The following is a 12,690-nucleotide window of genomic DNA, read 5'->3' as shown; positions in this document are numbered from 1 at the left end:
GAGAGAGCATCATGGACATCATACATTTGACATATCCGGAACAGCCTCAAAAAGACCCTGCCGTCGTCGCACTCGGCTTTTTTGACGGCGTACATCTCGGGCATCAGCAGGTCATCGCAGCAGCTCGCAAAGAGGCGGAGGCTCGTCGCTTGCCCTTAGCTGTCATGACGTTTGATCCGCATCCGAAACAAGTACTTGGTAAAGGCGATGAACCGGTCCGCTACATCACACCACTTGAACGTAAATTAGAGAAAATCGAACAGCTCGGTGCCGATCGTGTTTATGTGATTGAGTTTACAATTCCCTTTTCGGAATTATCACCGCAAGCCTTCGTTGACGAATATCTGATTGCATCCGGAGCAGAACACGTTGTCGCAGGATTTGATTATTCCTATGGTCGCTTCGGAGCAGGTAAAATGGCGACACTTGATTTCCACAGTCGGGACACGTTTACACATACTGTCGTTGCGGAATTTCAAGAAGAAGCGGAAAAAATCAGTTCGACCCGGATTCGACGTTTACTTGCTGCAGGTGAAGTCGAACAGGCTGCGCATTTGCTCGGTGAACCCTATCAAATCAAAGGAACGATCATTCACGGTGACGCACGCGGACGGCAAATCGGCTTCCCGACAGCCAACATGCGTCCGGAATTTTCTTACGTCATTCCGAAACTCGGTGTGTATGCGACATTCGTTCGCTTAGCAGACGGTCGTCGGTTCAAGGCGATGACGAATGTTGGGAGACGACCGACGTTTTATGAGACGGGAGACGTAAGTATCGAGACGCATCTGCTTGATTTTGACGAAGACCTCTATGATCAAGAACTGACACTTGAATGGATCGCTTACTTACGGGATGAAAAAGCGTTTAACGGCATCGATCAATTAAAAGAACAATTAGCGCGTGACCGCGAAGAAGCAAATGCACGATTAAGCGTTTGACAGTACGGACAGGGTTCGTTATGATAGGTCAGTACGATCACGTACAGCCGATTCACTTGGCATCTGGTCTCACCATCCGATGCTCGGGAATACGGTCATTCATAAGATGGAGGTGGAGTGACAATGGCACTCACAAAAGAACGTAAAAACGAAATTATCGAAGCATATGCTACGAAACAAGGCGATACTGGTTCGCCGGAAGTACAAGTTGCTGTTTTGACTGAACAAATCACAACTTTGAACGATCACTTACGTACACACAAAAAGGATCACCACTCACGTCGTGGTCTCTTGAAAATGGTCGGTCGTCGCCGTAACTTGCTCACATACCTTCGTAACAAGGATGTTGCACGTTACCGTTCGTTGATCGAGCGTCTTGGTCTCCGTCGCTAATCCCGACGAGAACGAGGTAGGGAAGCAGGAGCATCGTCTCCTGTTTCTTTTTTTTGCCGATTCATGGACTTTTTGCGCAAGAACCTACATAATTAGATTTGAATGAAAAAACGGATAGCAGTGAGAGGAGATTTGTGCATGTCACAAACAAAACAGACGTTTTCGACCGAACTCGGTGGACGTCCATTAACGATTGAAATCGGTCAATTAGCAAAACAGGCGAACGGAGCAGCATTGATTCGTTACGGCGATACAGCCGTTCTTGCTACGGTCGTTGCATCAAAACAACCGAAGGACTTAGATTTCTTCCCATTAACAGTGAACTATGAAGAAAAATTATATGCGGCAGGGAAAATCCCAGGTGGATTCCTTAAACGTGAAGGACGTCCTGGAGAGAGTGCCATCTTGACTTCGCGTCTGATTGACCGTCCGATCCGTCCATTATTCCCAGACGGCTTCCGTCACGATGTACAAGTGGCGACAACGGTTCTTTCGTCAGATGCTGACAATTCACCAGAAGTTGCAGCGATGATCGGTGCTTCGATTGCGCTTTCGATTTCAGATATTCCATTCGATGGTCCAATCGCCGGCGTTACGATCGGTCGCGTCGACGGTGAATTCGTCGTGAACCCGACTTCAGCACAAATGGAAGTCAGCGACATCGATCTCCAAGTTGCCGGAACAAAACATGCCGTCAACATGGTTGAAGCAGGTGCGAAGGAAGTATCAGAACAAGCGATGCTTGAAGCGATCTTGCTTGGACACGATGTCATCAAGGAAATGATTGCGTTCCAAGAAGAAATCGTTGCTCAAGTCGGTAAAGAAAAATTCGAATATACGGTATCAAGCTTCGATGAGACAATCGTCAATCGCCTGAAAGCAGAAGCATTGGCAGAAGTCACACAAGCGGTTCAAGTCGAAGAAAAACAAGCGCGTGACGTTGCTATCAATGAAGTCATCGAAAAATACATCGAGTTGTATGCAGCTGACGAGTCAGTCACAGCAGAGCAACTGTCAGAAGTATCAGGCGTTCTCAACAAGTTCGTCAAAGACGAAGTCCGTCGTCTCATCACGGAAGACAAAGTTCGTCCGGATGGTCGTGGTCTTGCTGAGATTCGTCCACTCGATTCAGAAGTTGGTCTCTTACCACGTGCACACGGTTCAGGTTTGTTCACACGCGGTCAAACACAAGTCTTGTCTGTTGCGACACTCGGTGTTGCGGGCGACGCTCAAATCATCGATGGACTTGGTTTGAAAGAAGAGAAACGTTTCATGCACCACTATAACTTCCCACCATTCTCAGTCGGGGAAGCACGTCCAATGCGTGCACCAGGTCGTCGTGAAATCGGTCACGGTGCACTTGGAGAACGCGCACTCTTACCAGTACTTCCGAATGAAGTTGATTTCCCGTACACGATTCGTCTCGTGTCAGAAGTTCTTGAGTCGAACGGTTCTTCGTCACAGGCGTCAATCTGTGGTTCGATCCTTGCTATGATGGATGCGGGTGTTCCACTCAAAGCACCTGTCGCTGGTATCGCGATGGGCTTGATCATGGAAGGCGATCACTACTCGATCTTGACAGATATTCAAGGGATGGAAGATCATCTCGGCGATATGGACTTTAAAGTCGCTGGAACTCACGAAGGTGTTACAGCTCTACAAATGGATATGAAAATTGGCGGAATCACACGTCAAATTCTTGAAGAAGCACTCGAACAAGCACGTCTTGGTCGTCTGCACATCCTTGAGCATATGCAGACTGTCATCGCTGAACCACGTGTCGAATTGTCGCAATACGCGCCGAAAATCGTCACACTCAAAATCAATCCAGATAAAATTCGTGATGTGATCGGACCTGGTGGTAAAGTCATCAACGGTATCATCGATGAGACAGGCGTTAAGATCGACATCGATCAAGACGGAACAGTCTTCATCGCTTCGACAGATCAAGCAGGTATCGATCGTGCCCGTCAATTGGTCGAAGATATCGTCCGTGAAGTCGTCATCGGTGAAGAGTTCGATGGAACTGTCCGTCGCGTTGAAAAATTCGGTGCATTCGTCGAATTGTTCAAAGGAAAAGACGCCCTCGTCCACATTTCGGAACTTGCACTTAACCGTGTTGGTCAAACGGAAGATGTCGTTAAACTTGGTGATAAGCTAAAAGTCCGTGTTACGGAAATCGATGACAAAGGTCGCGTCAACGCTTCGCACAAAGTCTTACTCGTTGAAGGCTTAAGCGAAGAAGATCGTGCCGCATACGAAGAAAAGAAAAAGACAGAGCGTGAGAACCGCCCGCCACGCCGGGACCAGGGTTCACGCCCACCACGTGACGGACAACGTCCACCACGTCGTAACTAATGAATCCAAGGTGGCTCGACGGTGCAGAGAATGCAACGAGAGCCACCTTGTTTCCTATATTTGGAGGAATTACTATGATCGAACGGATACAACTAGAAAACGGGGTTCGACTAATCGTTGAGCGGATGCCGGAAGCACGCAGCGTTGCGACAGGCATCTTCATTCAAGCAGGGAGTCGGACTGAACATAGCGAAGAGCATGGCATCAGTCATCTGATTGAGCATATGATGTTCAAGGGAACAAAACGCCATACGGCAAAAGAGATTGCGGTTTACTTTGACCGACTTGGTGGAAATATTAATGCGTTCACGAGTAAGGATCAAACGTGCTATTACGTCAAGACATTAGATGAGCATGCGGGAGAAGCCTTTCAGGTATTAGCGGACATGTTCCTCGAATCGACGTTTGACGCGGATGAACTGGAAAAAGAGAAAAAGGTCGTCATCGAAGAGATTAAAATGTACGATGACACACCGGATGATCTTGTCCACGAACTGCTAGCGATTGCAGCATACGGTGAGGATGTCATGGCACGTCCGATTCTTGGAACGGAGGAAAGTGTGCTTCGGATTGATCGGAAGATGATTGGACAGTATCTTGAAGAAGCGTATGCGCCGGATCAAATCGTTATTTCCGTTGCCGGGAACGTAACAGACGAGTTGATTACGCAGATTACGGAGCGAATGTCGATTCTTGTATCACGCGAGAAAACACGTCAAACGACGTCACCAAGGTTACAAAATGGTGTGATTCGTAAGGAAAAGGATACGGAACAGGCACATATTTGTTATAATTTCCGTGCGATTCCTTCTGCTGATCCACGTTTGCCTGCCCTCGCCTTACTCAATAATGCATTCGGTGCAACGATGTCGAGTCGTTTGTTCCAATCGATTCGAGAGGAACGTGGTCTTGCTTATTCAGTCTTTTCGTATTACACGACGTTTGACGATCACGGAACGTTTACGATTTATGTCGGGACGTCACCGGAATCGGTCGAAGAAGTCGAACAGGTCCTAGCAGCTGAAATTAATCGATTGAAGCAGGATGGATTATCGGCTAAGGAACTGGAAGATGGAATTGAGCAGCTGAAAGGTTCTCTCATCTTGGGGAACGAAGGCACTTCGAGCCACATGAACCGAAATGCACGGAATGAGTTGCACCTGCACCGTCATCCGTCACTAGAAGAAGTGTTAGCGGATGTCGAACGGATTCGTCCGTCGGATATCGAGGAACTGATTCAGTACATCTTTTCGGAGGAACCGGCAAAGGCCTATATTCTTCCGGCAGACGATGATGATGAAGAGGAAGCCTGACAGTAGAACGGAATAGATGTAACACATGAAATGACGATGTCGAGAAAGAAGGAATACCGTTGAATTTAGCTGAACTGATTCAAGTCATACAGACGCAAAAAATCGAACGAATGGTAGAGGTGGACGTTACGTCCATCACGACCGATTCACGGGATGTTAAACCGGGCACATTGTTCGTTGCCATCAAAGGGTACACTGTTGATGGGCACGACTATGTTAAACAGGCGGAAGCACAAGGAGCAGTCGCAATTGTCGCGGAACAACCGGTCGACGTGTCGATTCCTGTCATTCTTGTTCGCAGTACATCACGTGCCATTGCCGAGTTGGCTGGTAAATTCTATGATTATCCTTCTGAAAAGATGCGGATGATCGGTATTACAGGAACGAATGGGAAAACGACGACGACGACGATCGTCCGTGATATATTAGCGCACCTTGGTCGGAAGACGGGCATCATCGGGACGGTTGAAGTCAAGATTGGCGACCGCGTCGTACCAAGCCGTAATACGACACCTCAAAGTTCTGAACTGCAAGCCTTTCTCCACCAGATGCACGAAGAAGAGGTCCAAGATGTCATCATGGAAGTATCTTCGCACGGATTAGAGCTTGGCCGGGTGACAGGTGTTGATTACGACGTAGCTGGATTTACGAATTTAACGCATGATCATCTCGATTTTCATAAAACGTTTGAGAATTACGCGCGCGCAAAAGGGTTGTTATTCGCACAACTTGGACAACGGCTGACGACAGAAAAAGTCGCAGTTTTGAACGCTGATGATCCGACGAGTGAATTGTATGAGATGATGACAGGTGCTCGTGTCATGACGTACGGTATTGACAATATGGCGGATCTTCGAGCGACGAACATCCATCAGTCGCTTCAACAAACGACATTCACGATGTTGTACAAGGAAGAACAAGTCGATGTCACGGCGAACTTCATCGGTCGCTTCAATGTCTATAATTTATTGCTTGCGACAGGAATCCTTTTGTCTTGCGGATATGATTTAGCGACGATTGCAGGAGCCATCTCAGCGATCCGTCCGGCAAAAGGACGGATGCAACGGTTGCCAATCGACGGGTATAACGTCTATGTCGATTATGCACATACGCCAGATGGCATTGAACAATGTCTGAAAGCACTTGTCGATGTACCGAAGGAAAAGATTGTTTTCCTCATTGGTACAGGTGGAAACCGTGACGTGACGAAACGACCAAAAATGGGTGAACTCGCTTCGACCTATGCAGGAACGGTCGTCATCACGACGGATGATCCACGATATGAAGCATATGATTCGATTACGTCTGGCATTGCAAAAGGGATGACTCACGATCAATTCGTCGAGATCGGCGATCGAGAAGAGGCAGTCCGTTACGCAGCACGTCTTGCGCGACCAGACAATATCGTCATCTTAGCCGGTAAGGGCCATGAAAAATATCAAATTATTGAGGATGAGAAAATTCCTCTCGATGAGGAAGTCATCGTCAAAGAGATGATACGGCAAATGGAGGAACAGAAGTGACTTATCAACCAATCGTTGTAACCATAGATCAATTTGAAACATTCGTAAAAACACATCCAAAAGGCGATTTACTTCAGCTTCCTGCGTGGGGTGAAGTCAAGAGCGCAACTGGATGGACACATGAACGCATTGCAGTCGGAACGACTTCCGGTGAGATTGCCGGAGTCGGGCTGCTCTTATTCAAGAAAGTACCGAAGTTACCGTTTACGCTTTGTTATGCGCCACGTGGTTTCGTCGTCGATTATATGGATACGGACGCACTCCGTGCCCTTCGTGACGAAGCGATTCGTGTCGCAAAACAACACAAGTCGATCGCGATTAAATTTGATCCAAACGTCGAGCGAGAAGAATACCCTGGGCTGTTACAGGAGATGCAAGGTCTCGGATTTAAACATAATGGCTTCGGTGGTGGTTTTGACTATGCACAACCACGTTTTACGATGGAGACGAGTCTTGAAGGGACAGAAAAAGAAATCTTCGATGGTTTCCATTCGAAGTTTCGCTATAATGTACGCCTTGCTGAACGCAAAGGTATCGTTTGCGAACAAGTCGATCGCGAAGGACTCAAAACATTTGCGAAACTGATGGTCGAGACGGGCGAGCGGGATGGTTTCTCGATTCGTGGTCTGGATTACTTCGAAAATCTGTACGATCATCTGCACCCACAAGGGGACGCTGTTTTGTTCTTGACGAAACTTGATGTCGTCCGTGCGCTTGAAAACACGGAAGCATTATTGCTTCAAGCCGATAAGGAACTCTCGAAGATTCATCGTCAGCTGGAGAAAGAAACAGCTGAGAAGAAGTTGAAGAGCTTAAACAACCGCTTGGAACAGACGACAGCACAAATTGAAAAAGCAGAGAAGTCGAAGACGGAACTGATGACGATTGCTGCGAAACATCCAAACGGTGTCATCTTGTCTGGTGGGTTATTAACGCTCGCTGGTCGACGTTCGTATTACTTATACGGCGCATCGTCAAACGAGTACCGGGAGTTCATGCCGAACCACTTGATGCAATGGACGATGATGCAATATGCGAAAGAACATGGAGCGCTCTCCTATGACTTCGGTGGAGTTAGCGGTTCGACCGATCCAGACGACCATTATGCGGGACTCTACGCCTTTAAATCAGGTTGGGGTAGTCGGATGATCGAAAAGATTGGTGAGTTCGATTACGTGCTTAATCGTCCCTTGTATCTATTACTTGAAACAGGGTTACCGATTCTCCAAAAATTGCGGAAGAAACTCCGTCGCTGATGAAACGGGGGACAATCTTCGGTTGGATCGTGTTTTTATTGACGATGTTTGCGGTTGGATTGTTTCTTGCGGCATCCATGAATCGGATGCCGACGATTTTAATGGATCAGCCAGAGCTCGGAATCGAGAGTTGTCCACGAGACGAAGCGGGTGAAAATCGATTGATTAACGCAAGCGAAGCGAACCTGAAACGTCTGCACCCAGCTGTTGAAGCAGGAGCAAAAGATCTGATCCGAGTTGCCCACTCTTGCTACAATATCGATATTAAGATTACGCAAGGGTACCGCTCGATTCAGCAACAGAACGCGCTTTATGAACAGGGGCGTTCTGAGGCAGGCGAAGTCGTCACAAATGCACGCGGTGGTGAATCGATGCATAATTATGGACTCGCTGTCGATTTCGTACAACTGGTGAACGGACAGATATCGTATGATCTTGAGTACGATGGGAATCGGTCAGGGAAAAGTGACTGGCGTGAAGTCGCTGATATTGGTAAAGCACTTGGTTTTGAATGGGGAGGCGACTGGAAACGATTCGTCGACTATCCACACTTCGAGATGACGTTCGGATATTCGCTTGACGAACTGAAGGATGGGGAACGTCCAAGTCGTTCGGAAAAAGCAAAACGGACGGAAGAAGTCGAAGACCTGTTGAATACATGATCAACGTCATTCCTGGAGTAATGTGGCAGGAATGACGTTTTTTTTAGATTTCCTAGTCGTTTTGTTGGCAGATTGTGAAAATTCGGCTAGAATAGTGATAGTGATAAGTGGACGGCTCACGAAAAGTGAATATGAATTATAGGAGGTCATGTTGTGTCAAAGAAGAAGACGGAAAAAGTAAGCGTCTTTGCTCTTGGTGGCGCCGGTGAGATCGGGAAGAACATGTACGTCGTCGAACTCGACGAGGACATCTTCGTCATCGATGCCGGATTAATGTTCCCAGGAGACGAGATGCTTGGAATCGATAAAGTCATTCCAGACATCAGTTATTTAAAAGAAAACAAAGAGCGGATTCAGGGGATTTTCATTACCCATGGTCACGAGGATCATATCGGGGCACTCAGTTACGTCTTACGTGACTTGAAGGTACCAGTTTACGGAACACGTTTAACGCTCGGTTTGATTGAACACAAATTAAAAGAAGCCGGTTTATTGAAAAAGGCAGATCTTCGTCCAATTGATGCCAAGACGAAATTAACCGTTGCAGGTCATTTTATTACGTTCTTCCGGGTCAACCACTCGATTCCGGATGCAGTCGGGGTTTGTATTCAAACGTCTCAAGGTGCCATCGTCCATACGGGGGATTTCAAGTTCGATTACACACCAGTCGATGGAAAACAGGCAGACTTCGGGAAAATTGCAGCGATTGGTCAACGGGGAGTACTTTGCTTACTGTCTGACTCGACGAATGCAGAGCGACCAGGGATGTCTGGGTCAGAATCGATCGTCGGTTCTGAACTCAACGATGTCATCTATGAGGCACCAGGTCGTGTCATCGTCGCTTCATTCGCTTCGAACATTCATCGTTTGCAACAAGTGTTTGCAGCAGCAGAAGCGAATAATCGTAAAGTAGCAGTCGTCGGTCGGAGTATGGTCAACAACGTCGAAGTGGCACAGCGTTTGAATTACTTACGCTTTAAACAAAAAACACTGATTGATCTGTCTGACATCAACCGCCTCGACGATAACCAAGTCGTCATCTTGACGACAGGATCGCAAGGTGAGCCGATGGCAGCCTTGACACGAATGGCACGTAACGCGCATAAGCAAGTTAACATTCGCTTAAACGATACCGTCGTCGTTGCGGCTTCGCCGATTCCAGGTAATGAAAAGTCGGTTTCGAAAACAATCGACCTATTATTCCGTGCGGGTGCGAATGTCATTTATAACCAACGAAAAGTGCACGTTTCAGGTCACGGTCATGCAGAAGACTTAAAATTGATGCTCAACTTGATCAAACCGAAATTCTTCTTACCGATCCACGGTGAATTCCGGATGCAAAAGGCACATAGTCGTCTAGCACAAACAGTGGGTGTCAATGCAAACAACATCTTCATCATCGAAAATGGTGATGTCGTTGAGTTTGAGAAACGAAAAGCACGGATGTCACGTAAAGTTAACGCTGGTAACGTCTTGATTGATGGAATCGGTGTCGGTGATGTTGGAAACATCGTGCTTCGCGATCGTCGCTTGTTATCGCAAGACGGTGTCGTCCTCTGTGTCATTACGATCAGTCGGAAAAACAAGACGATCGTCTCGGGACCAGAAATCATCTCTCGTGGATTCGTCTACATGCGCGAATCAGAGGATATGATTAATGAAGCGAACCGAATCGTTGCGAAACAACTGCAAGGTAAATTAAACGGAGAATTGGATTGGACGGAAATGAAATCGCTGATTCGAGATAAACTGAGTGCTTATCTCTATGAACAGACGAAACGCCGCCCGATGATTCTTCCAATCATCATGGAGATTTAACAAACAAGCGGCTCAGATTGACCAATACCTGGTCCACTGAGCCGTTTTTTTATCAGGAGGGATGACGTATGGCGACGACGAAACGAAAACCCGTACGAAAAAAAACGCCGCCACGGAAACGACCGGCAGCTAAGAAACAACGTCAGCCGATTGCTTATCGTACATATGCGACCATCATCGCAATCGTCTCACTGCTTGCCTTCTTCCTCGCTTTTGGAGAGTTCGGAAAAGTCGGACTGACGCTAGCTGACGGAGGAGAACGACTGATTGGTCAGTTTGGTTCCTTATTATATGGAGGGATTGGTGCTGTCCTACTCTTACTACTGTCGTCTGCTTCGCGCGCACAAAAATGGGCATGGTCGATGTTACTGATCGGTTTAGTTGTCTGGATCGATTTGATACTTGGTGCACCCCGCGGTATCTTAAACGGATGGCTTTATCAAAACGCAGCCTATTACATCTCAAGCAGTGGTGCCTTTTTGATTGGCCTGTTCTTTATTGGGACAGCCGTTCATTTACTTCGACCAGCGTTCTATGGAGAACTCTGGCTCGGACTTCGGGAACGCATAGAAGAGTTTCGCAATCGTGAACGGATACCTCGTCCTCGTGTCGAAAAAGAGCTGACGCCGAAACCGGTCCGTGAGAAAAAACCGAAGACGTTGCGACCGGCAACTGTCGAGGAACCGGTGGAAACGGAACAAGAAGCAGAGGATCCTTCGGTCAACATTCAAGACGTACCAATCATTGGTTTTGCTGATCATGTTGAACCGCAAGCAGCGGAGACACAAGGACCACTGACGATGACGGAGACACCAGATGGATATCAACTGCCGTCGCTTGATTTATTAGCCGAGCCGACGTCAAAAGACTTATCGGGTGAGAATAAACGACTAAAGGATAACGCGACGAAATTGATTGCAACCTTAAAATCATTCGGAATTGGAGCGAAAGTCTTAAAAATTCACTTAGGACCGAGTGTTACGAAATATGAAATTGAACCAAAGCAGGGCATCAAGCTTAGTCGAATTACTGGACTCGCCGATGATTTAGCGCTTGCGTTAGCGGCGAAAGATATTCGGATCGAAGCACCGATTCCGGGGAAAGCTGCTGTTGGGATTGAAGTTCCAAACCGTGAAGTCGCGATGGTCTCCCTTCGAGAAGTACTTGGCGCAGAAAGTGTACAATCGGATAGCGATCGATTACTTGTAGCGCTTGGACGAAGTATTTCTGGTGAGACGGTAACGGCAAAGTTGAATAAGATGCCACACGTCTTAGTTGCCGGTTCAACCGGTTCTGGTAAATCGGTCTGTATTAACGGTATGATTGTCTCGATATTAATGCGCGCACGACCGGATGAAGTCCGTCTGATGATGATCGATCCGAAAATGGTCGAGTTGAATGTCTATAATGGGATTCCACATCTCTTAGCACCAGTTGTCACTGATCCGAAAAAAGCGGCACAGGCGTTAAAACAAGTCGTCTCAGAAATGGAACGTCGTTATGAGATCTTCAGCCAAAACGGAGCAAGAAACATTGAAGGCTACAATGCATTGATTGATAAGATGAACGCAGAGGAAAAAGTTCATCAACGATTACCGTACATCGTCGTCATCGTCGATGAGTTGGCAGACTTGATGATGGTTGCGTCAAATGAAGTCGAAGATGCGATCATGCGTCTTGCACAAATGGCACGAGCGGCAGGAATTCATATGGTCATCGCGACGCAACGACCGAGTGTTGATATCATCACGGGTGTCATCAAGGCGAATATTCCATCGCGTATCGCATTTAGTGTCTCGAGTGCGACAGACTCACGGACGATTCTTGATACAGGAGGTGCTGATAAGTTGCTTGGACGAGGAGATATGTTGTTACTCGGTAACGGCATGAACAAACCCGTCCGCGTACAAGGTGCCTTCCTATCGGATGAAGAAGTCGAGAAGGTCGTCAATCATGTCATCAGTCAACAAAAGGCACAATACGTTGAAGCGATGATTCCAAAAGATGTACCGGAAGGGGAAACAGAAGTCGATGATCCTCTTTATGATGAAGTTGTCCAGTTCATTCTGACCCAAGAGACGGCATCGACTTCAATGATTCAACGAAAGTACCGGATTGGTTATAACCGCGCAGCCCGTCTAATCGATGCGTTAGAAGAAAACGGATTGATTGGTCCGTCTGAGGGATCGAAACCACGTCGTGTCATGGGACGTTGATCGATTGAAAAGGAAGTCACGGATTATTCCGGGACTTCCTTTTCTTTTTTTAGAATAATGGCTTGATAGAAGGAGAACCTCGTTCATATAAAAATATAAAGGATCAAAACAGAGGATGATTTTGTATAAATAGAAATGAATGGGAAAAATCTAGAATCAAACAAAAATAAAATCGCTTTCATGAAAATAGTTGTCAGACGTCTGTTGATT

9 protein-coding genes are annotated in these 12,690 nt (G+C 47.0%); all 9 read left to right on the top strand.

Annotated features, from left to right (window positions below):
- The first annotated feature begins 11 nt into the window (after window positions 1-11).
- The 9 genes from ADM98_RS12185 to ADM98_RS12145 all read left to right on the top strand — a co-directional run bounded on the left by ADM98_RS12185 (window position 12) and on the right by ADM98_RS12145 (window position 12,480).
- Entirely contained in the window at window positions 12-941 is a 930-nt protein-coding gene (locus ADM98_RS12185) for a bifunctional riboflavin kinase/FAD synthetase (protein ID WP_053453761.1), read from the top strand.
- 123 nt (window positions 942-1,064) lie between these two features.
- Window positions 1,065-1,334: a 30S ribosomal protein S15 gene (gene rpsO / locus ADM98_RS12180; RefSeq protein WP_023468676.1), complete on the top strand. Its 270-nt coding sequence runs from the start codon at window positions 1,065-1,067 to the stop codon at window positions 1,332-1,334.
- A gap of 138 nt (window positions 1,335-1,472) precedes the next feature.
- Complete coding sequence (pnp, locus tag ADM98_RS12175) at window positions 1,473-3,692, top strand: polyribonucleotide nucleotidyltransferase (protein ID WP_053453760.1); 2,220 nt, start codon at window positions 1,473-1,475, stop codon at window positions 3,690-3,692.
- 74 nt (window positions 3,693-3,766) lie between these two features.
- Entirely contained in the window at window positions 3,767-5,005 is a 1,239-nt protein-coding gene (locus ADM98_RS12170; RefSeq protein WP_053453759.1) for a M16 family metallopeptidase, read from the top strand.
- Window positions 5,006-5,064: 59 nt separating this feature from the next.
- On the top strand, window positions 5,065-6,528 hold the full coding sequence (locus ADM98_RS12165; protein ID WP_053453758.1) for a UDP-N-acetylmuramoyl-L-alanyl-D-glutamate--2,6-diaminopimelate ligase: 1,464 nt from the start codon (window positions 5,065-5,067) through the stop codon (window positions 6,526-6,528).
- Window positions 6,525-7,784: a lipid II:glycine glycyltransferase FemX gene (locus ADM98_RS12160; RefSeq protein WP_053453757.1), complete on the top strand. Its 1,260-nt coding sequence runs from the start codon at window positions 6,525-6,527 to the stop codon at window positions 7,782-7,784. The genes ADM98_RS12165 and ADM98_RS12160 overlap by 4 nt, the downstream gene beginning before the upstream one ends.
- A complete protein-coding gene (locus ADM98_RS12155) occupies window positions 7,784-8,446 on the top strand; it encodes a M15 family metallopeptidase (protein WP_053453756.1) in 663 nt (220 codons plus the stop codon). Before ADM98_RS12160 ends, ADM98_RS12155 begins: the two co-directional genes overlap by 1 nt.
- 153 nt (window positions 8,447-8,599) lie before the next feature.
- Window positions 8,600-10,264, top strand: coding sequence for a ribonuclease J (locus ADM98_RS12150; RefSeq protein WP_023468670.1), 1,665 nt, complete (start codon window positions 8,600-8,602; stop codon window positions 10,262-10,264).
- 68 nt (window positions 10,265-10,332) lie between these two features.
- Window positions 10,333-12,480 (top strand): DNA translocase FtsK, encoded by a 2,148-nt coding sequence (locus ADM98_RS12145; RefSeq protein ID WP_053453755.1) that lies wholly within the window; start codon window positions 10,333-10,335, stop codon window positions 12,478-12,480.
- Window positions 12,481-12,690 lie beyond the last annotated feature (210 nt).

The organism is Exiguobacterium sp. BMC-KP (genome assembly GCF_001275385.1).
Lineage (GTDB): Bacteria > Bacillota > Bacilli > Exiguobacteriales > Exiguobacteriaceae > Exiguobacterium_A.
This window is presented reverse-complemented; position numbering and strand designations above follow the sequence as displayed.

Excerpts from the sequence above, each read along its gene's own strand:
- rpsO (WP_023468676.1), top strand. The coding sequence starts at position 1,065 with ATGGCACTCACAAAAGAACGTAAAAACGAAATTATCGAAGCATATGCT.
- ADM98_RS12145 (WP_053453755.1), top strand. The coding sequence starts at position 10,333 with ATGGCGACGACGAAACGAAAACCCGTACGAAAAAAAACGCCGCCACGG.
- ADM98_RS12185 (WP_053453761.1), top strand. The coding sequence starts at position 12 with ATGGACATCATACATTTGACATATCCGGAACAGCCTCAAAAAGACCCT.
- ADM98_RS12155 (WP_053453756.1), top strand. The coding sequence starts at position 7,784 with ATGAAACGGGGGACAATCTTCGGTTGGATCGTGTTTTTATTGACGATG.
- ADM98_RS12170 (WP_053453759.1), top strand. The coding sequence starts at position 3,767 with ATGATCGAACGGATACAACTAGAAAACGGGGTTCGACTAATCGTTGAG.
- pnp (WP_053453760.1), top strand. The coding sequence starts at position 1,473 with ATGTCACAAACAAAACAGACGTTTTCGACCGAACTCGGTGGACGTCCA.